The 23465-nt window shown below is 70.8% G+C and carries 17 protein-coding genes; 10 read left to right on the forward strand and 7 right to left on the reverse strand.

The window, feature by feature from the left end:
* The first annotated feature begins 244 nt into the window (after positions 1-244).
* The 9 genes from M673_RS05525 to M673_RS24070 all read left to right on the forward strand — a co-directional run bounded on the left by M673_RS05525 (position 245) and on the right by M673_RS24070 (position 12338).
* Entirely contained in the window at positions 245-1981 is a 1737-nt protein-coding gene (locus tag M673_RS05525; protein WP_187301301.1) for a type I secretion system permease/ATPase, read from the forward strand.
* On the forward strand, positions 1978-3318 hold the full coding sequence (locus M673_RS05530) for an HlyD family type I secretion periplasmic adaptor subunit (RefSeq protein ID WP_061974291.1): 1341 nt from the start codon (positions 1978-1980) through the stop codon (positions 3316-3318). The genes M673_RS05525 and M673_RS05530 overlap by 4 nt, the downstream gene beginning before the upstream one ends.
* 149 nt (positions 3319-3467) lie before the next feature.
* Complete coding sequence (locus M673_RS05535; protein WP_061974293.1) at positions 3468-4127, forward strand: calcium-binding protein; 660 nt, start codon at positions 3468-3470, stop codon at positions 4125-4127.
* Positions 4128-4384: 257 nt separating this feature from the next.
* On the forward strand, positions 4385-6547 hold the full coding sequence (locus M673_RS05540; RefSeq protein WP_061974295.1) for a glycosyltransferase: 2163 nt from the start codon (positions 4385-4387) through the stop codon (positions 6545-6547).
* Complete coding sequence (locus M673_RS05545) at positions 6544-7395, forward strand: class I SAM-dependent methyltransferase (protein WP_082639189.1); 852 nt, start codon at positions 6544-6546, stop codon at positions 7393-7395. Before M673_RS05540 ends, M673_RS05545 begins: the two co-directional genes overlap by 4 nt.
* Complete coding sequence (locus M673_RS05550; protein ID WP_061974298.1) at positions 7395-8645, forward strand: glycosyltransferase family 4 protein; 1251 nt, start codon at positions 7395-7397, stop codon at positions 8643-8645. The genes M673_RS05545 and M673_RS05550 overlap by 1 nt, the downstream gene beginning before the upstream one ends.
* Positions 8642-9379, forward strand: coding sequence for a hypothetical protein (locus M673_RS05555; RefSeq protein ID WP_061974300.1), 738 nt, complete (start codon positions 8642-8644; stop codon positions 9377-9379). The genes M673_RS05550 and M673_RS05555 overlap by 4 nt, the downstream gene beginning before the upstream one ends.
* Positions 9380-9381: 2 nt before the next feature.
* Positions 9382-11076: a hypothetical protein gene (locus tag M673_RS24525; protein ID WP_061974302.1), complete on the forward strand. Its 1695-nt coding sequence runs from the start codon at positions 9382-9384 to the stop codon at positions 11074-11076.
* Positions 11073-12338 (forward strand): glycosyltransferase family 4 protein, encoded by a 1266-nt coding sequence (locus M673_RS24070; protein ID WP_061974304.1) that lies wholly within the window; start codon positions 11073-11075, stop codon positions 12336-12338. The genes M673_RS24525 and M673_RS24070 overlap by 4 nt, the downstream gene beginning before the upstream one ends.
* Before the next feature lie 140 nt (positions 12339-12478).
* Here M673_RS24070 and M673_RS05570 read toward each other — a convergent pair whose 3' ends face one another.
* From M673_RS05570 to M673_RS05595, 6 genes are read right to left on the reverse strand one after another with little or no spacing between them, the layout of a single operon-like run.
* Positions 12479-15247 carry a glycosyltransferase gene (locus M673_RS05570; RefSeq protein ID WP_061974306.1) on the reverse strand — a complete coding sequence of 923 codons (2769 nt, stop codon included), beginning with the start codon at positions 15245-15247 and terminating at the stop codon, positions 12479-12481.
* The gene (locus tag M673_RS05575; RefSeq protein WP_061974308.1) at positions 15244-16800 is read right to left on the reverse strand and encodes a DUF6212 domain-containing protein; all 1557 of its coding nucleotides are present in this window, start codon (positions 16798-16800) and stop codon (positions 15244-15246) included. Before M673_RS05575 ends, M673_RS05570 begins: the two co-directional genes overlap by 4 nt.
* A gap of 22 nt (positions 16801-16822) precedes the next feature.
* Positions 16823-18001 carry an SGNH/GDSL hydrolase family protein gene (locus tag M673_RS05580; RefSeq protein ID WP_061974310.1) on the reverse strand — a complete coding sequence of 393 codons (1179 nt, stop codon included), beginning with the start codon at positions 17999-18001 and terminating at the stop codon, positions 16823-16825.
* The gene (locus M673_RS05585) at positions 18001-19239 is read right to left on the reverse strand and encodes a polysaccharide pyruvyl transferase family protein (RefSeq protein WP_061974312.1); all 1239 of its coding nucleotides are present in this window, start codon (positions 19237-19239) and stop codon (positions 18001-18003) included. Before M673_RS05585 ends, M673_RS05580 begins: the two co-directional genes overlap by 1 nt.
* A 53-nt stretch (positions 19240-19292) precedes the next feature.
* Complete coding sequence (locus tag M673_RS05590; RefSeq protein ID WP_061974314.1) at positions 19293-20426, reverse strand: hypothetical protein; 1134 nt, start codon at positions 20424-20426, stop codon at positions 19293-19295.
* Complete coding sequence (locus M673_RS05595) at positions 20423-21706, reverse strand: DUF6212 domain-containing protein (RefSeq protein WP_061974316.1); 1284 nt, start codon at positions 21704-21706, stop codon at positions 20423-20425. Before M673_RS05595 ends, M673_RS05590 begins: the two co-directional genes overlap by 4 nt.
* Before the next feature lie 411 nt (positions 21707-22117).
* Between M673_RS05595 and M673_RS05600 the strand changes: the two genes are divergently transcribed.
* Positions 22118-22882 carry an SDR family NAD(P)-dependent oxidoreductase gene (locus M673_RS05600; RefSeq protein WP_061974318.1) on the forward strand — a complete coding sequence of 255 codons (765 nt, stop codon included), beginning with the start codon at positions 22118-22120 and terminating at the stop codon, positions 22880-22882.
* A gap of 21 nt (positions 22883-22903) precedes the next feature.
* On the opposite strand, the gene M673_RS05605 is transcribed toward M673_RS05600, so the two are convergent.
* A complete protein-coding gene (locus M673_RS05605; RefSeq protein WP_061974320.1) occupies positions 22904-23464 on the reverse strand; it encodes a GNAT family N-acetyltransferase in 561 nt (186 codons plus the stop codon).
* Between the last annotated feature and the right edge of the window lies 1 nt (position 23465).

Consider the following 23465-nt stretch of genomic DNA (forward strand, 5'->3'; position numbering starts at 1 on the left):
GCTTTGCCGTCGCGACAATGCGGCAAAGTCAGAGAGCCGGAGCATTTTCGATGAATTTCTATTCATCGAAAATGCTCCAGTCTTACCTCGCGACATCCAGGGTTCTGCCGCCCGATCCGCTCAATTTTATCGATCGGCGTCAGGAAGCGTTCAGTCTCGTTAAGGATACGGTATTGCGTCGCAGCAATGCCGCGTCGATCCTGCTTGCAATCCGGAAATGGACGATAAAGCGCAGGACGAGCCGATGGCGGCTGACACCGCACGATCTCAGAGAGACGCCCTCGTCGCCGGCAGCCGCCGCGCGATGCTGCGCGGCATTGTCTATGTCGGCCTGCTCAGCGCGGTCCTGAACCTGCTGCAGCTTCTCGTGCCGCTCTACATGATGCAGGTGCATGACCGCGTCCTGTCCAGCCGCAGCATGGACACGCTGACGCTGCTGACGCTCTTGACCGTGGGCGGCCTTCTCCTTCTCGGGCTCCTCGAGTTCCTGCGCGGTGCGGCGCTGCTGACGCTCGGCGCCCAGTTCCTGCGCCGGCTGAACCTGCCCCTGGTCGAGGCGGCGCTGCATGCCTCGCTGCGTGAAGGCTCGGCCAAGGCCTCGCAGGCGCTGCGCGATCTCACCGAAATCCGCGGCTTCTTTGCCAATGGCGCGGCCGGTGCGCCGCTGGAGGCGGCATGGTCGCCGATCTTCATGCTGGCACTGGCGAGCTTCCACCCGCTCTACGGGCTGATCGCGCTCCTCTCCTCGCTCCTGATCCTCGCCTTCAGCCTGCTCGGCGATCTCGTCTCGAAATCCTTCATCAAGGAGTCCAACGCCGCCCAGGTGGAGGTCTATGCCTCCGTCGGCGCCAGTCTGCGCCATGCCGAGGCGATCGACTCCATGGGTATGATCGGGCCGCTAGGCCGGCGCTGGCAGGCCATGCAGGTGCGGGCCGACGGTTATTTCGCCATCGGCATGCGGCGCAACAAGATGATTTCCGCCGCCTCCAAGACCGTGCGCTACGGCATGCAGATCGCGGCGCTCGCGCTCGGCGCCATTCTGGTAATCGGCGGCAACGTGTCGCCGGGCACGATGATGGCGGCCAGTATTCTTATGGCGCGCACGCTGCAGCCCTTCGATTCCATGGTGGAGAACTGGCGCCAGTGGCGCGGGGCGCGCGCCGCCTGGGGCCGGGTGAGGGAGGCGCTGGCGACCGAGGGCGCCGAGCGCGACACGACGCCTCTGCCGAAGCCAGAGGGCGGGCTGGTGGTGGAAAAGCTGGTCTATGCCGTGCCCGGCTCCACCAGTCCGATCCTGAAATCGCTGGATTTTTCGGTCCTGCCGGGCGAGGTGCTGGGCGTCGTCGGTCCGTCCGCTGCCGGCAAGAGCACGCTGGCGCGGCTGCTGGCCGGGGTGGCCAAGCCCAATTCCGGTGGCGCCTATCTCGGCGGACACAATGTCTACACCGCCGAGCGCCAGTCCTTCGGGCGCTGGATCGGCTATCTCCCGCAATCGGTCGGCCTGCTCGACGGCACGATCCGCGACAATATCGCAAGGCTGCGCACGGAGGAGGACGATCCGGCCGACACGGTGCGCGCGGCGCGCCTCGCCGGTGTCCACGACATGATCGGCCGCATGCCGCTCGGCTATGACACGCGCATCGGCGACGCCCGGCTGAACCTTTCGGGCGGCCAGATGCAGCGCATCGGCATCGCCCGCGCGGTCTACGGCGAGCCGGCGCTGGTGGTGCTGGACGAGCCCAACGCCCATCTCGACGTCGAGGGCGAACAGGCCGTGGTGCGCGCCATCGCGCGGCTGAAGGCGGCCGGCGCCGTGGTGGTGGTGATCGCCCATCGCGCCGCCGTGCTCCAGGCGGCCGACAAGCTTCTCATGCTGGGCCGCGACGGCGCCTGGCAGTTCGGCCCGGCCGAAGCGGTGACTGCTGCCGTCGGCGGCCCGGCCGAGCGCGTCGCCTTGAACAATGCGGGAGACGCGGCATGAGCCGCGCCCTCGTTCCCGCTGCGCCCGGCCGCCGCGCCGCCGCCGCGCCGCCGCCCTTGCCCAGCCTCTGGCCCAACATGCTGGCCGCCGGGCTGGCGATCGCGCTGGGCTTCGGAGGGCTGGCCCTCTGGGGATTCACCGCGCGGCTCGACAGCGCCTCGGTCGGCCCCGGAACCGTGGTGGTGGACACGAGGCGCAAGTCCGTGACCCATCTGGAGGGGGGCCTCCTGCGCGAGATGCGGGTGCGCGACGGCGAGGAGGTCTCGGCCGGCCAGGTGCTTTTCGTGATGGAGGACAAGCGCGCCCGCGTCGAGCTCGGCCAGCTGGAAGCGCGGCGCCTCGGCCAGCTCGCTCGGCTGGCGCGGCTCGGCGCCGAGCAGTCGGGCGCGTCCGGCGTGCGCTTTCCGCCCGAGCTGACGGCGGGGGGCGACGGAACCGCCGAGGCGATCCTGTCCAACGAGGTGCGCCTGTTCGAAAGCCGGCGCGACATGCAGCGCCGCGTGGTGGAATCCCTGGAAGCGCAGATCGCGACGCAGGCCGCCGAGGGCGCCGCCTCGAGCGCGCAGCGCCGCGCTGCGGAGGCGGGCGAAGTGCTGGTGCGCGAGCAGATGGCGGCGATCTCGAAGCTGGCGACGCAGGGCTTCGCCACGCGCGCCCAGATCGCCGAGCTCGAAGCGCGCCTGTCGGTGCTGGCCGGCAATCGCGGCGAGCACGCGGCGGGCGAAGCGCGGGCGCGCCAGGCCATGGCCGGTCTCCAGGCCGAGATCGCCCGCGCCGAGATGGCGCGCCAGAGCGACATCGCCGACCAGATCCAGTCCGCGCGCATCGAGCTGAACGCCTCGCTCGACCAGCAGCGCGCGGCGGCCGACACGTTGAGCCGGGTCGAGGTGCGCGCGCCCGAGGCGGGGATCGTGGCCGACATCCGCATCCGCGCGCCGGGCACGGTGATCGGCGCGGGCATGCCCGTTCTCGACATCGTTCCGGTCAACGACGCGCGGGTGATCGAGGCGCGCATCAACCCGCGCGACATCGACGCGGTGCATCCCGGCTCGCCCGTGCGCGTGCGCCTTCCTTCCTACAACACGCGTGAGGTGCCCTATCTCGAAGGCACGCTGACCTATGTGGCGCCCGACCAGACGGTGGACGAGAAGACCTCGCTCGCCTTCTATCTCGTGCGCGCCGAGGTCGCACCCGCCTCGCTGGAGGCACATCCCACGGTCAAGCTCTATCCCGGCATGCCGGCGGACCTGCTCGTTCTCAACCGGCCGCGCCTCGCGATCGACTATCTCCTGTCGCCGCTCACCGACAGCGTCAACACGGCCTTCCGGGAGGAATAGGCTTTCGCGACCGAGCGATGCCGTTAACCATATCCGTTGACGATAAAAACTGCCGGTTGTCTGAACATTACTTGCATGTAATCTTCGCAAGTCAGAACAATACAGTTTTGACGCAACCTCCCAATTGTACGCGATATAGGAGGCCAGAAATGGCAACTGTAGAAGGTGGGCAGTTCGACGATACGTTGTTGGGCACTCGCTTCAGCGACTTCATCTTCGCCAAGGCGGGGAACGATTTCGTCTCTGCGGGCGATGGTGACGATTTCGTCTTCGGCGACAAGGGTGACGACATCCTGTTCGGCGGCAATGGCAGCGATCATCTCTTCGGAGGTCAGGGCTCCGACTACCTGGCGGGCGAAGCCGGCGACGATCTTCTGGACGGCGGGGTCGGTGACGACTTCCTGTTCGGCGGAGACGGGGCCGACACGCTGCTCGGCGGCGCCGGCAACGACTATCTGGACGGCGGCGCGGGTGGCGACATCCTGACCGGCGGCCTTGGAAACGACATCCTGGCCGGCGGCGCGGGCAACGACATTCTCTCCGGCGGCGCCGGGCAGGACGTCTTCGTGTTCGAGAGCGGCGGCGGCAACGACGTGGTGATCGACTTCCAGCCGGGCGACGATCTCCTGCAGATCGAGGCCGACATCAACGGCAGCGGCATCCAGTCCGCCGAGGACGTGGTGGCCAACGCCGTGCAGGTCGGCAAGAGCACGCTGATCAATCTCGGCAACGGCGACACGGTTCTCCTGAAGAATGTCAGCCTCGAGGACATTCAGGACAATCCGTCCAGCTACTTCACGGTCCACTGACCTTCTCCGGGAAGGGCGCCTTCGGGCGCCCTTTCCACCCGCGAGGTCCGTCATGGCAGTTGGAAGGGTTCGGTATCTGGCAAACGAGGTCCGCCAAGGCTGACCGTCATGGCCGATCGATCCAGCCGGTTAGGGAAGCGGCGCTCGTCTCGTTCTTCGCGCCCACCCTTGCGCACCAGGGCGTCGCCGGGCCGGCGCAAGACCCGCTCCCTTCTCATGACAAGCTCTAACCCCAGCCCCCTCTCGGAGCGTTTTGGATGACCGATGGCGCACCGCGCTTTCTCCGTCTCGGCCACGATCTGGCGCTTCTCGTCTGGCGCGGGAAGGGCGCCCCCGCCACCCGGCCCGTGCTGCGGGACGAGACGGGCGCGCCGCCCGCGCCGCTGAGCGCCCTGGCGCTGGCCGGGGGCGAGGGCGGCACACGCTTCGTCTGGGCCCTGCCGAGCCTTGTCGCGCAGAACGCCACCCTTGCACTGGATACGGGCGGGACCACCATCGCGCTGGAGCGGTTCGACGCCGCTGCCGCTCCCATCGCCGACGCCACTCTCTTCGACGGGCTCGCGCCGGCCGCCCGCACGCGCCTCGTCGCAGCGCTCTTGAGCGACTGGCCCCGTCTGTTTCGCCTTGCGCGCGCGCCAACCTATCTCGCCGCGATCCGCGCCCTCCTGCGCGCGCCAGACGGCGCGGCGGGCGAAGCGCGCGCGCTGGTCGGCACGGAGGGAGACGCCGTGATCGAATGCGCGCTGCCCCCGCGCTTCGGGGCGGTCCGTGCGGCCACGCTCGTTTCGCGCGCCGGCCTCGTGTCGCTGGTGCCCGACACGCTGCCCGGCGAGCGCGGGCCGCGCCGGCTTCTCCTGCCTCGCCCCGCTCTTGCACCGGGCGAGGCCGAGTGTCTTCTCGCGCTGCGCGGGGAAGGGGGCTTCGTTCTGCGGCGCTGGCGCGAGCCGCGCCGCGTGCCGGGCTTACGCGCCTGGTGGGAGCAGACGGAAGGGCGCGACCCCGGCCTGCGCCAGGCGCTGATCGCCGCCCTGTCGCGCCGCTCGCCCGCCTCGCGCGCGGCCTGCACCGAGTTTCAGCTGCGCTGCCCGCTCACCGCCCGCGCCGAGCGGGGCGGAGGAACGCTGCCCGCCGCCGAGATCCAGATCGCCCTGGCCGGCGCATCGGGAACGCTCGCCGCCGGCTGGCTGCGCGATCCCGGCGGCTTTCTGGACGATCTCGAAATCCTCTCCGACAGCGAGGCGCCGGTCGCCTTCGGCACGCGGCTCCATCGCTTTGCGGGCAAGGTGGCGGAGCCGGGCGGGCGCGCCGCGCCGGCCACCGGCTTTCTCGCCTTTCTGCCCGAGGTGCGCGGGCCGCTGCTGCAGCCGCGCTTCCTGCTGCGCCTCGGCTCGGGCGCCCGGCGCGCCCTGACGCCCCCCGTTCAGCCCTTCGACGGCGCGGCGCGGAGGGCGGCGGCGCTGCGCGCCGTGGCGCCCCAGGCCCTGGACGACCGGCTGATGCGCGAGGCGCTGGGGCCGGCGCTGGCCGATCTCCAGGCCGAGGCCTGCGCCGGGGTCGGCGCGCCGATCGTCAAGCCGATCGGCCGGCCCGTCGCCGATCCCGTCGCCACCATCATCGTGCCGCTCTACCGCGTCCTCGACTTCCTGCCCTTCCAGATCGCCGCCTTCGCCTCGGACCCCGTCATCGCCGGACGCTGCGAGATCATCTATGTGCTCGACAGTCCCGATCAGGCCGATGTCGCCGAGCATCTCCTGACCGGGCTGAATCTCGTCTACGGCCTGCCCGTGACGCTCGCCGTCATGGCGCGCAATGGCGGCTATGCGCTGGCCAACAACCGCGCCGCCGCGCTCGCCCGCGCGCCGGTTCTGGCGCTGGTCAATTCCGACGTCGTGCCCGTGCGCCCCGGCTGGCTGGAGGCTCTGGCCGCAAGGCTGGAGGACCCGGCCGTGGTTGCCAGCGGGCCGAAGCTTCTCTTCGAGGACGATTCCATCCAGCATGCCGGGCTCTACTTCGCGCCCGATCATCGCGGCCGCTGGCTGAACCATCACTACTACAAGGGTATGCCGCGCCATTACGCGCCGGCGGGGCGCGAGCGCGCCGTGCCGGGCGTGACGGGCGCCTGCCTCGTGCTGCGCCGCCGCGATTTCGAGGCCGTCGGCGGGTTCACGCAGGACTACGTGATCGGCGACTACGAGGACAGCGACCTCTGCCTCAAGCTGCGCCGGGGCGGCGGCGAAATCCGTTACGTGCCCTCGGCCGAACTCTACCATCTGGAGCGCCGCTCGATGAACGAAAACGCCGACTACACCAAGGGCGTCGCCGCCTTCTACAATTCCTGGCTGCACGAGGGGCGCTGGCGCGCCGACATGGAGGCGCTGATGCACGGGCCCTTCGCTCTCGCCAAGGCCGCCGCCGCATGAGCGCGCTGGCCCAGAGCCCGGCCGGCTCCGCCGTGCCCGTCGAGCCTTCCCTGATCGAGACGATGCCGGAGGATGCGGCGCTGGAAGCGCTTCTCGCCACGATCCGTCGCAACCGCTTCCTGCCCGCGCCGCAGCCCGGCAGCGTCTTCGTGGGCGATGGCGATTATCGACTGATCGGCGCGGAGTTCCTCGGCCATCTCGTGCGGCTCGGCGGACTGCGGCCCGAGGCACGGGTTCTCGACATCGGCTGCGGCATCGGGCGCATCGCCGTGCCGCTGACGCAATATCTCGGTGACGAAGGCTCCTATCTCGGGCTCGACCCCGTGCGCGAGGGCATCGACTGGTGCCGGGCCGAGATCGCCCCGGTCTATCCCGCCTTCCGCTTCCGCCATCTCGACATCGCGCACGAGATCTACAACCCGCAAGGCCTGCTCACCGGCGAGACGCTGGTTCTCCCCGTGGGGGACAGGTCGGTGGATTTCGCCTTCATGGTCTCCGTCGCCACCCATCTGCGCCCGGCCGAGATCGCCCGCTATGCCCGCGAGGCGGCGCGGGTCCTCGCGCCCGGCGGCACGCTCTTCGTCACGCATTTCGAGATGGACGAGGCGGCCCGGCGGTCCTCGGTGCGCGACCCGCGCCGGGGCTTCGTGCGAACGAGCGAGGGGCCGGACTGGCACGCCGACCCCAGCGCGCCGCTGGGCGCCGTCGCCTTCGACGCCGGCTGGCTGCGCGCCTGCCTGCGCTGGGCGGGTCTCGACTGCGTCACCGAGAGCCCCGGCCATTGGCGGGGCGGCGAGGCCGCGCATTATCAGGACATTCTCGTGGCGCGAAAGCCGGACACCCGCTGATGCGCATCCTGGTCCTCGCCCACAACCATCCCGAATTTCACCCCGGCGGCACGGAGATCTTCGCGCACGACCTGTTCAAGGCCTATCAGCGCCAGGGCGCGGAAGCGCTGTTCGTCGCGGCCACCAACGCGCTCCACCGCGAGCCGCGCCCGGGCACGAGCTTCCAGACGGTCGGCCCGTCCGGCGACGAGGTCGTGGTCTGGGCCGGGCATTTCGATCGGTTCTATCTCAGCCAGACCGACAGTTTCGGCACGCTGCAGGACATGGCGCGGCTTCTGGCCGAGTTCAGGCCGGACGTGATCCACCTGCACCATCTCCTGCTGGCCGGGGCGGAGCTGCCCTTCCTCGCCCGCCGGGTTCTGCCGGAGGCGCGCATCGTGTTGACGCTGCACGACTATTACCCGATCTGCCACCATGACGGGCTGATGTTGAAGACCGGCACGCACGAGCCTTGCCGCCGCGCCTCGCCCTCCGCCTGCAAGGGCTGCTTTCCCCAGATCGGGGCGGACCGGTTTCTCCTTCGCGAGCACAAGCTGCGCACGCTGCTCGGCAGCGTCGACCAGTTCGTCGCGCCGAGCCGCTTCCTGCGCGATCGCTATGTCGACTGGGGCCTGCCGGCCGAGCGCATCGTGGTGGTTCCCAACGGCCGGCCCGCAGCGCCTGCCGCGCCCCGCCCAGTGCCTGGCGGACGCGTCACCTTCGGCTATTTCGGCAATCTCAACCCCTGGAAGGGCGTGCCCGTGCTGCTTCGCGCGGCCAGACTCCTGGCGGAGCGCGGCCTCGACTTCACGCTGCGCCTGCATGGCGGGGCGCCGTTCCAGACGCCGGAGTTCCGCGAGCGGCTGGAGGAACTGGCCGAGCCGCTGGGCGACCGGCTGCTGCGCCTCGGCCCCTATGGGCGGGATCGGATGGGCGAGCTGATGGAGCCCGTGGACGCCGTGGTCGTTCCCTCGATCTGGTGGGAAAACGCTCCGCTCGTCATCTCCGAGGCCTTCCAGCACGGCCGGCCGGTGATTGCCAGCGGCATCGGCGGGATGGCCGAGATGGTGCGCGACGGGGTCGACGGGCTCCATGCCCGGCCCAACGATCCGCACGATCTCGCCCGCGCCATGGCGCGGCTGATCGAGGAACCCGGCTTGCTTGCGCAACTCGCCGCCTCCGTCGCGCCGCCGCCGACGATCGACGCGACGGCGGCGGCGCATCTCAAGCTCTTCGCGCCGGCACGCGCAGCCGAAAGGGAATTGGCATGAAGGCGGTCGTCACCACCAGAAACGAGGCGCAGAGCCCCCTCCAGGGCCGCGTCGAAGGGCTGGACCGGCAGTCGCTGCTCGGCTGGGCCTGGCATGCCGAGCGCCCGGCCGAGCGGCTGCGCGTCGAGGCGCTGATCGACGGCGCGGTGGTGGCGAGCGCCACCGCCGACGGCGCGCGGGTGGACCTGCGCCGCAACGGCATCGGAGACGGCTCCCACGCCTTCACCCTGGCGCTGCCCGAGGAGGTGCCGGAAGCGGTGCTGGCCGAAGGGCGGCTGGTGGTGCGGGCTCTGGCGGAGGGCGGCGAGACGCTGCTCCTGCGCATTCCCTCCACCGGCGAGCGCACCGCCGAGGCCGCCGTGGCCGCGCCCGCCGCGCGCATCATGGAGCGGCTCGACGTCATGCTCGCCGCCCAGCGCCAGCTGCATCTGGCGCAGCGCGAGGTGGCGCAGGGGTTTCGCGCCTCCGTGGAAAAGCTCGATGAGGCGGCCGGTGTGGGCCGCGAGATCGGCACGGCGCTCGAAACCGCAAAGCGACTCGACACGGAGATGGGCGAGCGCCTGACACAGACCGAAGGCATCCTGGCGCGCATCGACGAAACGCTGGGCGGCTTCGACGCACGGCTGCGGGCCATGGAGCGCGTCGGCCGCGACGAGGGGCGCGCCGCGCTTCTGCTTCTGGCGGTTCTGTCCGGCACGGTGATGGGCGCCGTTCTCACCTTCGTGGCGAGTTAGAGATGGCCCCCGCCAGCCCCGCTCCCAAGCCCGCCGCGCCCGCCATGCGCCAGGCCGGCACGCTCGAACTCCTCGCCGATCTCGGCGGGGGCGCGCTCTTCGTCGGCGGCTGGTGCGACGCGGCGCCCGCACCCGGCGCGGGAGCCCTGTTGCTGCTGCGCGAGGAGGCCGGCACACGGGTGCTTCCCGGTCGCTTCCACGCCGGCTGGCGCGACCGGCCCGACACAGGCCCCGCCACCGGCTTCTACGGCATCGTGGATTGCGGCGAGGTGCCCGATCCCGGCGCTATCGAAGGGCTGCTCTTTCCCGCCGAGGCCGGCCCCTCCGCCCTTCTGCCACGCTACGCCAGCGCGCAGCTCTTGAGTGAAGGCACCGCCGTCAATCTCCTGCGCGAGATCCTGGACGCGGGCCGCGCGGGCGAGGCGCGGGCGCGGCTGGGGCGCGCGGCGAGCCGGTTCGACGGCACCGACACGCTCGCGCGCTCCCCCCTGCCGGTGCGCGTCGGCATCGACGAATGCGCTCGCCTCGGGGCCGCCGGGCTTTATCTCAGCGGCTGGCTCTTCGACCCCGAGCGGCTGGTGGCGTCGGTTCACCTTTGCGAGGGCGAGGCGCGCCGCCGGCTCGACGGGGACTGGGCGATCCTGCCGCGACCCGACGCGGCCGAGGCGCTGGGCGACGAGCCCCGCCTTGCCGCCTATGGCGCGCCGGGCGCGGTTCATGGCTTCGTCGCGCTGGTGCCGGAGCCCGGCGCCGGCGGCGACGAGTTGCATCTGACGCTGGACATGGCCGGCGCGCCGCCGCTGCATGTGCCGCTCGTCGTGCGGCCGGGGCGGGCGGTGCCGCTTCTGCGGGCGGCGCTGCGCCGGCTCGACCCCGACCTGCCCGCCTCGCTCGACGTAGTGGATCGCCAGGTCGCCCCCGCGCTTGCGCGGCTGCCCGGCGCGGTGCCGAGGCTGATCGGCATGCGCGGCGGCGAGGCGGCGCCGGAAGCCTTGGCGACGCTCGTCATCGGCTGCGCGGGCGATGCGGAGGGCGTGGCGCCGCTTCTGGCGCTGCTGGCAGCGGACGATCCGGCGCTGGCGCTGCTGCCCATTCTCGTCTGCGGCGAGGCGCGCGATCTCGGCGTCCAGGCCGGCGACATCGAGCGCGCGAGCGCCTTCTACGGGCTGAACCTGCGCCTCGTCTTCGCCAGCGATCTGGAGGACGCGACCGACGCGCTGATGGCCGGCGCGCAATGGGCCGAGACCGAACTCGTGTGCCTCCTCACCCCCCGCGTCGTGCCGGCGACACCGCGCTGGCTCTCGGTGCTCATCGCGGCTCGCGCGGCGGCCGGGGCGGAAGCCGTGCTGCCGGCGCTGGACGATGCGGAGCCCGGCATCACCATTCCCGCCGCGCTCGGCCGGCGCGCCAGCGACCGGGGCGAGAACCGCCGGCTCGACGGCTGTCTCGTTGCCCGCGCGCGGCTTCTTTCGCTCGGCAGCGCGCAAGGCGCCTTTCTCGACCCGGACGAGAAGGAGCGCGACACGATCCGCCGCCTTCTCGCCGGTGGCCTCGGCCTTCATCGCACGCCGGCCGTGCGTCTTGCCACGACGCGCGAATCCGGCGCGGCCGGGCCTTGGATGCGGCTGGCCCGGCGGGCCGATCGGCGGGCCGGCGAGCTGCGCACCCTGGCGCGCCCGTCGGTGAGTGTCCGGTGACGCGCCCCCACCGCGTCGCTGTTCTCGCCCATGGCCATCCCGCGCTTTCGGCGGGCGGGGCGGAGCTGGCGGCGCACACGCTGTTTCAGGCGCTTCGTCAGCGGGACGATGTGGAGGCTCTGCTTGTCGCCTGCGTGCCCGAGGGGCACGCGCTGGCCGGCGGGGAAGGCGCGCCGGGCGTCCGCTTCGTGCCCGCGCAGGCGATCGATCCGTTCCGCCTCCTGTCGCGCGACCCGGCCGAGCCGCGCGCGGTGCTGGAGGCCTTGGCCGCGTTCCAGCCGGACACAATCCATCTCCATCACGTTCTCGGCTTCGGCGCCGATCTCCTCTTCGCGCTGCGCCGCGCCTTTCCCAGCGCAGCCCTCGTCTTGACGCTGCACGAATACCAGCCGATCTGCCGGCAGGACGGGCAGATGGTGCGCCCGGGCACGATGGAGCTTTGCGATCGATCCAGCCCCGCGCGCTGCGCCGGCTGCTTTCCCCAGCACACGCCCGAGCGCTTCCTCTCGCGCGCCGCCACGCTGCGCGCGCTCTTCTCGCTGGTGGACCGCTTCCTGGCGCCCAGCGCCTTTCTCGCCGCGCGCTATCGCGACTGGGGCCTGCCGGCCGAGCGCATCACCTGTCTCGAAAACGCGGTTGAAGCCCTGCCGCGCCTTCGCCCGCGCCGCTCCGGCCCAGCCGGGCGGAGGCGCGGGCGCTTCGCCTTTTTCGGGCAGATCAACCCCTACAAGGGCGTCGATCTCCTTCTCGAGGCGGTGGTGCGCCTCCATGCCGTAGGCGAATGGGAGGGCTGCGAACTCGCCATCCACGGCGCGAATCTGGAGCGCCAGCGCGAAGACTTCCAGGCGGAGATCGCCCGACTTCTGGCGCAAGCCCCGCCCGGCGTGACGCTTCACGGCGCCTATAGCCGCGACGCGCTGCCCCGGCTGATGGCGGAGGCGGATTGGGTCGTCGTGCCCTCGCGCTGGTGGGAGAACTCGCCACTCGTGGTGCAGGAGGCGTTTTGCGCCGGGCGTCCGGTGATCGGCGCGGCGCTGGGCGGGCTCGCCGAGAAGCTGACGGCGGAGCGCGACGCGCTTCTTTTCACGCCCGGTGACCCGCAAGCTCTGGCCGAGACGCTGATGCGCGCCAGGGATCCCAAGCTTTGGCGCCGGCTGCGCGGCGGCATCCGCCCGCGCGAGCCGCCCGCCGAGGCCGCCCGGCAGCATCTCGCCCTCTACCGATCCCTGACCGTTCCCGCGCCCGTGGCGGAGCCGGTCTGACCGGCAGCACTTCCCGCATCCTGAAAACAGGAGGGCGTCCGGCGCGAACCGGGCGCCCTCTTTTCGTTGAGAGAACGGCGGCACGAAAAAGGCCCGCCGCTTGGAGCGACGAGCCTTTTTGAAGGTTCGAGATCTTGGAGCTACACGACCGGCGGCGCCACCAGCGGAGCCGGGCGCGGCGGCGCGAGGCGGGCAGGCTTGGCGACGACGGTCGGCTTGGCGCGCACTTGGATCAAGCGCGGCGCGCCCTTGGGCAGGTTGGCGAGCCGCTTGGGGAACCAGCCGTCGAGGAGCTTCAGCACGCCCTCGGCCGAGCGCTCCCAGCGCGTCTCGGCAGCTCTGGCGGCCGCGCCGTCGCGAAGGCGAGCCAGTTCCGCCCGGTCTCCCGCCAGCCGGGCCAGAGCGTCCGCGAAGGCCAGCGCCACGGCGCCTTCGCCTTCGGCCCGCACGAGAAGCCCGTCCTGCCCGTCGCTCACCAGCTCCCCCACCGCGCCGACGGCGGTCGAAAGCGGCACGCAGCCGACGCGCTGCGCCTCCAGAATGGTGAGCGGCGCGCCTTCCCAGCGGGACGGCATGACCACGACATCGGCCCAGCCGAAGGCGCGGGTGAGATCGCGCGGGTCGTAGAGCGGCGGGATGGTGGCGATGCCGATTTCGGCGAAGCGCGCCTGCCAGGACTGGCCGGCGCCCTCGTCAAGCACGTCGCGGCCGACCACGCGCCAGTCGACCGGGACGCCTCGGCGCACCAGCTCGCCGGCGCAGCCATGCAGGCGCTCGACGCCCTTCTGCGCGTCGAACCGGCCGATGAAGAGCGCGCGCAGCGGCCCGGCCGGGCGCGTCGGTCGGTCGGTCAGAACGGCGAGCCGGTCGGCCTCGGCCAGTTCGTAGCTCGGGGCGTTGGGCACATGCAGCAGCTTGGCGCGCGGCACGCCCATGGCGTGGAGCCAGTCCACCATGTCTTCCGAGCAGGTGAGCAGCGCGTCGTAGACATGCTCGAAGGCCAGCGCGAGATAAGGATGGCCGGCGTCGCGCCCGTGCTGTGTGCGGTCCAGCACATGGAGATAGTTCAGCACCTTGACGCCGGAGCGGCGGAGGCTCCCGAGCACCGAGTTCACCGAGGCGACCTGATTGTTCACGATCACGTCGAGCCCGGTGAGAAGGCCCATCAGCGTCGGCGCGATGGCGGCCTCGTCGCCCTCCATCAAAAGCTCGTGCCCGCTATAGACATGCGCGCCGCCCCAGATCGGATAGTCCGAGGCGAGGAAGTTGACCGAGGTGAAGAGCCCCTCGTTCTCGCGATGAAGTTCGTAGACCGGCTTGCCGAGGATGAAGAGATGCACCTCGCAGCCGGCCGCCTTGAGCACCCGCGACAGGGCGAAGGCGACCTTCTCCACCCCGCCGAAACTGGCGATCGGCAGGAGCATGCCGACGCGCAAGGGGCGCTCGGGCGCGGGCAGGCGCGGCATCACCGCCTCGGTGCCGAGCGCGCGGCGCAGCAGTTCGTGATAGCGCGAGCGGTCCGGCAGATAGCTTTCGCGCCAGATCCATTTCTGGCCGCGCGCGGCGCGGAAGCCGGAATCGCGCAAGGCGCCGAGCGTCGCCAGAAGCGCGTTGGTGGGAGAGAGCACGGCCCCTTGCATCTCGCGCGGGGTGAAGGGCGCGGTGATGACGAGTTCCACGACGCTCGGGCCGGGATGGGGCTGGCGCAGCGTGCGGACCCAGTCGTCGCTCTTGTCGTCCACGCAGGCCGAAAGGATGCGATGGGTCGTCATCCAGCCCGACAGCTTGGCCTCCAGCGGCTCGGTGGCCGAAACCGGGCGCACCTCCATCTCCATGCGCGAGGGCGCGGAGCGAAAGCGGATGGCGACGAAGTTGAACCGCTCCGACAGGCGCTCGCCCAGCCAGAGCACATTGTGCAGGAGCTTCATGCGCGACAGGGCGCGCCGCTGCGCGTCGGTCATCCAGAGAAGGAAAGGCGGCGCGCCATAGGTGTCGGGCTCGTTGCGCGCGGCCCAGAAGCGGCGCACGAACTCGCCGAGCTCGTAGGATTCATGGGCCACGTCCGGGTCGGTGAAGGCGCGCACGACATAGGTGCCGATGCCGATCGAGGCATAGCGCGGCGCCTCGGCATGTTCGCAGGCGATCAGTGTATCGGGCTGGAACAGCGCCTTATGCTTCTGGCGGATGTACGAGAGAATGCTTTCGCGCGTCCGGTTGCTGTCGCGCAGCATGCTCTCGGCGCGCTGGCGATATTCGAAGCCGAAATGGGGGTGATTGGCGCCTTTGAAGCCGCGCCCCATGGCCTGCAGCCAGAAGTCCCAGTCCTCGAAGCCCGAGCGCATCGTCTCGTCGAAGCGCACGCCGGCATCGATCATCCGCCGCGACACGAGACTGCCGGCCTCGCAGATATTGTCGAAGGTCAGGTGCAGGAGGCGGGAGTATTCGGTCGTGTAGTTGCCGCTCCAGCTGATGCCGAACTTGTCGATATTGGGATAGACCCAGTCGATGTCCGGCCGAGACTGGAGAAAGGCGAGCAGCACCTCCAGCGCGTTGGGCGTGACGCGGTTGTCGGCGTCGAGCAGATAGATCGCCTCGAAGCCGGGAAAGTGGCGCAGCGCATAGTCGATGCCGGCATTGCGGGCCGAGGACAGGCCGCCATTGGGCTTCCGGAGATAGAAGACGTTGGCGTGCGCCATGGCATAGGCGCGCGCGACCTCCGCCGTCTCGGGAAAGGGGCAACCGTCGTCCACGACAATGGTCGCGATGTCGAAGGGCGCGGTCTGAGCGAGAACGGATTCGATCGCCTCGGCCAGAAGCGCGGAATGCTTGTAGACGGGGATCACCACGGCGATGCGCGGCGCGAAGCGGCGGGCGGGCGCGGAGGCCCGTTCGGTCAGAGCGTCGGTCATGGCTGCTCCAGAACGCTGAAATGGGAAAAGCGGGCCCAGGCGTAGCTGTTGTCGCCGGGCGTCGACATGCGCGTGGCGATGAAGAGATCCTGAGCGCTTTCGCCAAGGCCGGCCGCGAAGGCGCTGATGCGCCGGGTCTCGCCATGCGGCACGCGGCAGAAGGCGCCCAGCGCCTCGCCCGCCTCCGGCCGGGCGCGGCCCTCGAACAGCGCCTTGGCGCGCTCCGCATCGGGGGCGGCACAGAGCGCGAAGTCCACCGCCTGCGCCCGCTCGTTGGCGACATGCACGCTGGCCGAAACGCGCACGGCCTTGGGCGGCACCGCGCCGGGCAGGATGCCGAGCGTGAAGCCGTGGCTCGGCGGATGGCAGATCACCGAGCCCTCGCCCGGCGGCGCCTCGACGGCGGGAAACTCGAAGCGCACCATGTCCGGGTTGGCGTGGCTCGCCAGAAGAAGCCGGGCCGGGGCCACCGCGCGCTCGCGAAACCCGCCGCGCGCCGGGCGCTCGCCGGCCGGCCGGTGGTGACCTTCGACCTCCGGCACCCCGGCGCCGGGCAGGCCGCGCCAGAGCTGCAGCGCGAGCGCGTTGGGCGTGATCGGGCCGAGCCCCGGGGCCTGCACCTGAAAATCGGGAATGGGCTGCTCGACGCCGAGCGAGACCTGCACCGGCAGACCCTCCGGCCCGGCGGAAAGATGGAGTTCCAGCGTGCGCTGCTGCCCGGACAGGGCACGGGCCAGCGCCAGCACGGCCCAGCCGGAGGAAAGCCGCTCGCCCGGCACGGCCCAGCGGCCGACCGTCGCCCCGTCCTCCAGCGTGCGCAGCTCGGCCAGAAGCGGCGCCGCGCCGCTCTCCGGCACACCGCTGAGATGCACCGCGACGGCGGCAAGGCCCGTGCTCGCCAGCGGCAGGATCTGGCGCAGCGCGCCGGTGCCTTCGCCAAGCGGCAGGGTCTGCGCCGGGGAGCGGGCGGGTTCGTTGGCGAGCGCTACGGCGAAGGGCAGGGCGCCGCGCCGCGTCAGGGCCTCTTCGGCGGAGGTGAAGCGCTCGCGCAGGCGCCGGTTCATGAGCGCGACGCGGCGAACGTCGGCCCGCGCCCGCTCGGCGCTGCGATCGGCGGCGATTGCATCGCGGCGTAGGAGAGCGGCCAACTGGCGCAGCGCCATCTCCTCGCCGCCCTTCTCCCAAGGGAGGACGGGCGGCGGGGCGAGGCCGCGCTCACCGAGCCACGCGACCAGCCGGCGCGGCGTGTCGCTCTCCGGCTCGCCGGCGAGGATGGCGAGCGGCAGGGCGGGCGCGTCGAGAAGCGGGCGCGCCGCGCCGCCCCAAAGGATCACCGGCACGCCGCGCTCGAAGCGCAGAAGGGTGAGCACGGGGCAGCCGGCCGGCGCGCGCGCCGCCGGGTCGGCGTCGCAGCTGAAGACGATCGGCCCCAACAGGAGCGAGGCGAGCGAGCGGGGCGCGGCGGCCACCAGGGCCGTAGAGGTCGCCTGCGGCGGTGCGGGGGGCGGAAGCGGCGAGGCGGCGCGGTGAGGAATCGAGGTGCGGCTGGGCATGGGAGAGGCGGGACCCTTCCGGTCAGGCGGCAACGGATTGGGAAGCGAGGGGGGATTGGGAGCGGCTGGGAGCGGCAAGCTCGGCGCGCGGGCGAACGGCGAGATCGCTCAACGTGCCGGAATGGAGGAGGCCGAGGATCGGCAGCGTGGCGGCACCGGACGGTGGCGGGCCAGCGAGACTGTCCTTGGGCACATGGAGAAGCGCGGGGTCGGGCGCGGCGGCCAGCCTCAGGCGATAGGTTCCGCCGTCCGGCTGGCCGGAGACCAGCGCCGTGCCATAAAGGAAATCCGCCGGCAGCAGGGCGGCGAGAAAGCGGAAGCGCCCGGCCGTGACGCCGCCCTTGGCGAGCGCTGCCTGGCGGACGGCGCCGTTTCTTTCGATTTCCAGCGTGCCGGTGGCGGCTTCCGCGACATAGAGAAGGCCGAGCAGCTGCCCGCCGGCGAGGCGGAAGTGGATCTCGTGCGCCTCGGCGTCGAACCCGTCGAAGCCGAAGCGCCGGTTCTCGAAACGGCGCAGTTGCGTTCCGGCCAGCGCCGCCAGATCGGCGGCCTCCACCACGCCGGCCGCGCCGAACTCGGACGGGTCGATCGGCTCCGGCAGGGCGCCGGCGCGGGGCGGGGCATGGGCGGCCTCCACCAGGGCGTCGGCCACGATCTCGGCCACCATGGCGGTGGCGAGCGGGCGGGCGTAATGGCCCTGGTCGGCATAGAAGCCGGGATGCTCCACCACCTCGCGCCCATGTCGGCGCAGCAGCTCGCGGCTGACATCCACCACCGAGGTGCCATACCAGGCGGAGAGGTAGTGGATGCCGGCGTCGATCGCCGGCACCGACTGGAGGAAGCTGCCTGAGCGCGCGCCGAAGACGAGAGAGACGATCTTGAGCTTCGGATTGCGCGCCAGCGCATGGCGCAGCAGCCCCTCGTAGAGCCGCGCCCAATGCCGGGTCGGGCGCCGCTCGTCGCCATAGATGAAGGCGTCGTTGAGCGCGAACTCGATCAGGAGAACGTCGCTCTCCTCCAGCTGCGCCGCCGTCTTCAGGCGGTAGAGGCCGCAGGCGCTGGTGGTGCCGCCGATGGCGAGGTTCTCGACCTCGCCGATCTCCACGCCACGGAGCGCGGCGGCGCGAAGGGATTGGCCGAGATAGCCCGGCTCCATCACCGTGTTGGAGCCGCCGATCACCGTGACGCGGAGCGGGCGCATCAGGCGACGAGATCCAGCTCGCGTGCCGGGGCGGCGCCCAAAAGATCGTCCTCGATGCGATCCACGAAGCGCAGCCCGCCGGCCTCGGCAATGGACTGGAAGTTGCGCACGCGCTCGCGGTAGGTCTGGTGGAAGCGCGCGATGCTCTCGGTGGAGAGATGCTTGGCCATGAAGGCCTCGAGCCCCATCGTGTGGGCTTCGTCCATCGTGGCGTTGGGAATGCCGAAGAACTCCGACATTTCCTTCACGCGCAGGTCCTTGTGCAGGATGGCAGTAGGCAGGCCCGTCTGCAGCGCGGCGACGGCGCCGTGGAAGCGATCGCCGATGAAGACGTCGTGCCAGCTATAGGACTGGCGCCAGGACTCGACGCTGTCGAAGTGGAAATAGCGGCGGAAGGGCGTGTCGGTGCCGAGCGCCGCGTCCATCAGCGGCTTCAGCGCGGCGGGGTCGAGCTGGTTGGTGGCGTCGTTGAAGAAGCGCCGGTCCGCCAGCTCGCTCTTGAAGGCGAAGATCTCGTCCTGGAAGACGTAGGACACGTCCTGCCCCTCGAAGAAGCGGGCAAGCTGCAGCCCGCGCCGCGACTGCGGCGTGAGATAGCCCGCCGTCATGAAGCGTTTTCCCGCCGCCCCGCCTTCCGGCGCCTTGATGGAGAGGATGTTGCGGGGATAGAGCATCATGCTCGGGCAGCCCATGGCCACCGGCTTCTTCAGCCTCTGGCTGCGCAGCCAGGCCTCGGTGTAGAAGCCGCGCACGCCGAAGATATGCGCCTTCTCGTCGAGGAGATGCAGCAGCTCGGCGGTGCTGGGGTCGAGCTCCGACATGTCGGGGCCGAGATCGTTCTGCATGCCCATGCCAAGAACGACGATGGGAATCTTCACCTCGGTCAGCGCGTCCACCAGCGAACGGTGGTTGAGATTGGGCCGGATCTCGTTGGCCATGGGCAGGACCAGCGCGTCGAAGTTCTTGTTGATCCAGCCGATCGCGTCGTCCGAGCCCTGATAGTGATTGTAGAGGACATGGACGCTCAGCATGGCGCTGTAGTTGCGGTCGCAGTCGAAGATGCGCGCCGCGCCTTCGCCGATCAGCATGTTGCCCTTGTTGGAGGTCAGATAGAAATTCCGGTTGATCGCGGCGTAGCTCGCGTCGTTGGAGCGCGGCAGGCCTTCCGAGAAGGGCAGGCCGGGATGGTAGCGATAGCGCGTGTCGGCCGGCTGGCGTCCGAAGCAGAGACGTTTCATGGGGTCGGTCCTTTCGCTGTCGTTCCGAAGGGGGTGAGGAACGGGGAGGAGGGTCAGGGGGCGGTCGCGGGCCCGGGAGCCTTGGAGGGAAGGGCGCGGGCCAGATCGTTGGCGAGCGTCGTGGCCACGCCGCAGCGCACCAGACTGAAGGCGCCGTCGCCTTCCCAATCGTGCCAGAAGGCCGCCTTCACGCGGCTTTCTTGTTCCGGTCGCGCGAGATAGCGCAGCACCGGCTGAAGCAGCGCCCGGCGCTCCGCATCCGTCCGGTCGCAGCGCGCCTCGGCCGGTTCGGCGCTGCCGAATTCGGTGAGCCAGCAGGGGCGCCCGGCGAAGGCCGGCGTGCCGCAGGGCTTCAGGTCTTGTTCCAGAAGCGCCACGCGCTCGGCCTCGTCGCCGCGCTTCAGGCGCAGCGGCTCGTAGAGATGGACGCCCACCGCGCCGACGGTCTCGAACACGCCGGCTTCTCTCAGAAGCGCGCGAAAGGCGTCGGGGGAAAGCAGCGTCGCCCCGCGCTGGCGGACATAGGCGTCGTTCACATCCGCCAGCCCGCCGACGAGCAAGGGCGCGGCGGGCTCTGACTGCGCCAGCCGGGCGGCGACGCGGCGCGCGCTCTCCGCATAGAGCGCTATGCCCGCGCGCAGGGCCTCGGCCTCCGTCGCGGACAGAGCGCCGAGATCGGCGGCGACACGGCCTTTGCCGGCGGGCTGGAGGGCGAGATCGCCATTGTAGCCCGACCAGTTCATCTCGTTGCCGAGCTCGAGGCCGATGAGCTCGGCTCCGCTGTCCCGCACCGCCTGAAGCAGCGCCGCCGCCTCGGCCTCGACGCGGGCCGGGTTCAGGGTGGAGAGGCCATAGGCGGGAAAAAAACCGTCCCGCGCCGGCCGGGCGGTTGTGCCCTCGCGCGCGGTTTCCGCCCCGGTCAGCGGCAGGGTGACGAGCACCGCGACGTCGCGCCGGGCGGCCTCGGCCAGGGCGCGGCGGGCGCCGTCATAGGGCGGCTTCCAGCCGAGGCGGATGCGCTGGAACCCGGCGCGCTCCACGGCGTCCAGCGTCGCTGAGATTTCCGCTTGCGTCTCGCGACCGAGATTGGGCGTGCCGACGCCAAGGAGCGCGGCGGCCGAAAGGGGCGAGCCGGCGACGAGCGCCAGAACAGCGGCGCCGAGGGCGAGAGGCCGCGCGCCGATCATGTTCCGATCCGCAGCGCGATGTCGGCAAAGCGCGCCCAGGCGAAATCGGCCTGGCCCGGCCGCGCCATGCGCGTGGCGAGGAAGAGGCGGGCAGGCTCTCTGCGCGGCGCGCGAGGCCCGGAGCGGGCGAGAACGCTGAGCGAACCCGGCGTGCGCGGCCCTGCCGCCACCCAGGATGAGGCGCCTTCGCCCGGCTCGGGCTGCGCCTTTCCCGACAGAAGCAGCTTCGCCCGCTCGGCGTCGGGCGCCAGCACGGCGGCGAATTCGACCTCGCGCGAGCGCGGATTGGCGACGCGCAACTGGGCGCGCGCTTCCAGAACCAGGCGGCCGGGCGGCAGCGGCAGCGAAGCCAGCGTCAGGCCCTCGGCCAGCGGATGGCACTCCACCGCCCGCTCGCCCGGCAGGGGGCGCACGGCGGTGAATTCGAACGGCGCGTCCTCGCGGTTCACGTGCTCGGCCTGAACCATGAGCGTCGGCGACAGCGGCAGGCCGGCGCCCGCCTCCGCGAAGAGGGGGCCGGGCGCGGCCGAGAAGGGCAGCGCGCCGCCCGGCAGAACGGGCGAGCCGGTCCAAAGACGCAGCTCCATGGCGGCCGGCAGGATCGCCTTGTCCTCGGCGCCGCCGGAGCGCAGCCGGAAGCGGCGCACCGGCATGTCCTCGCCGCCGCCCAGCGTCACGCCCGCGCCCTCCGGCCCCTCCACCGCAAGGCGCAGTTCCAGAAGGCGCGGCGCCCCCGAGGGTTCGCGGTCGAGCGCGAAGGCCACCCAGCCGGGCGCCAGCCGGTCCAGCGGCAGGCTCCAGCGCGACAGGCTGCTGTGGTCGTTGAGTGCGACGAGATCGAGATGAAGCCGGGCGCCCGGCCGGGCGTCCACGGCGTGGAGCCGCAGCTCCACCGTGCCGAGACCGCTGCTGGCGGCCGGCAGGAGCTGGGCGACGCCCTCGCTCCCGGCGGACACGAAGACGCGGCGATCCTCCCGCTCGGCGCGGGAGCAGAAGACGAGGGCGGCGGCCTCGCGGGGATGGGCGAGATGGCGCTCCAGCCCGGCGAAATCGTTCTGCCCGGCCTCATTGGCGCGGCGCAGGATCGACAGGCGGCGCAGCGCCTGCGCATGGGCCGCCGCGCCCTGCCGGATGCGAGCGTCCAGCGCTTGGCAAAGGCTGGAAAGCTCTGCCAGCGGATCGCTGGGTTGTGCCGCCGGCTCCGACGAAACCGGGCGAGGCGGGTGGATTTCGGACGCGACAGCCACCGGCGCCGGGCTCGGCGCGACAAGGAGGGGCATTTGCGGAGTCGCGAGATCGCGTTCTGGCAAAGCAACCAGTGACATCGTCTGCCTCGTCGAAGCTGAATAGATCGGCTCATCGGCCGCCGTGGAATGTATTATCGCTGGAATATTGGGTTATTATCAATACGTTTATCAGTAAAAAATGCAGTCGCTTTTTCTTGTTGCAGCGCAGTGAGTTAGCTCCTGCAAATTACCATTCGCGCCGGCGTGATTAACCTTGGTTAACCATGCGAGTGGCAAGGGTTGGGGAGGCGCCGGAGCGGCTGGCCGAACCTGACGGTTGCAATTGCCAGGCAAAGCCGCACGGTGCGCGCTTCGTCGCGGCTGCAACCCGGTCGAGGTCGGCGGACTTGTCCTCCCAAAGCGGCGCACGGCGCCGATCCTCAGGCAAGGGACAGACGTATCGGCATGGCACGGTTCAGCGACAAGGTGGTCATCGTCACGGGTGCGGCGTCCGGCATCGGCGAAGGCGCCGCACGGCGTTTCGCCAGCGAGGGCGCCAAGCTCGTTCTCTGCGACAAGGAGGAGACGGAGCTCAAGCGGGTGGCGGCGAGCCTCAGTGCGGCGGATGTCGCCATCCAGGTGGGCGACGTCTCCGATGGCAAGGCGTGCCAGTCGCTGGTCGATCTCGCGCTCGATCGCTTCGGCCGGCTCGACATTCTCGTCAACAATGCCGGCGTCGATCATCTCGGCAAGCTGGACGAGGGAGACTTCTCCGCCTTCACGAAGGTGATCGAAAGCGATCTCTACGGCGTCGTGCAGATGAGCCGGGCGGCCATCGCGGCCCTGCGCCAGTCCAAGGGCTCGATCGTCAACGTCTCGTCCGTCTCGGGGCTGGGCGGCGACTGGAACCACAGCTTCTATTGCGCAGCCAAGGGCGCGGTGACGAACTTCACCCGCGCTCTAGCCATGGACGAGGCCAAGGCCGGCGTGCGGGTGAACGCGGTGAACCCCTCGCTGACCTACACCAAGCTCACCGAGGGCATGAGCGAGCAGCCCGAGCTGATCGCCGCCTTCGAGGCGCGCATTCCGATGGGGCGCGGCGCCGAGCCGGACGACATTGCCGGCGCCATCGCCTTTCTGGTGAGCGACGACGCGCGCTTTATTACGGGCGTCAACCTGCCGGTTGACGGCGGCCTCACCGCCTCCAACGGCCAGCCGCCTTTGACCTGATGGCGGGTTCGGCCTTCGCCCTCAGCGCGTCGAAAGCGGCAGGGGCGGAGGCGGCTCGGTGGAGCCTGGGCCGAGCGAGCGCTGGACCATGACGCTGTCGGCCCAGCGGCCGTAGCGGTAGGCCACCGCCGGCAGGTGGCCGACGCGCTGGAAGTCGAAGCTCGCGTGAAGCGCCAGCGAGGCGGCGTTGTCCGAGTCGATATAGCCGATCATCTGCCGGAAGCCGGCCGCCGCGCAGGCATCGATCAGCCCGCGCATCAGGAGCCGGCCGAGGCCTCGGCCGAGATGCTGGTGATGCACGTAGATCGAATGCTTCACGGCGTAGCGATAGGCCGGCCGCTTGCGGAACTGCACGACATAGGCATAGCCCACCACCTCGCCGCGACGGGTCGCGACGAGGTGGGGCATGCGGCGGTTCTTGAGGTTCTTGCGCCGGTCCCGCAGATCGTCGGGTTCCGGCGTCTCGCTGTCCTCCACCCCGGCCTCGACCCCGCGATGGATATGCCGGCGATAGATCGCCAGCATGGCCTCCACGTCGGAATCGCGCGAGGGGCGGATCGCGATCTCATTCTCCTGATCCATG

The sequence above is a fragment of the Aureimonas sp. AU20 genome (assembly GCF_001442755.1).
Classification (GTDB): Bacteria; Pseudomonadota; Alphaproteobacteria; order Rhizobiales; family Rhizobiaceae; genus Aureimonas.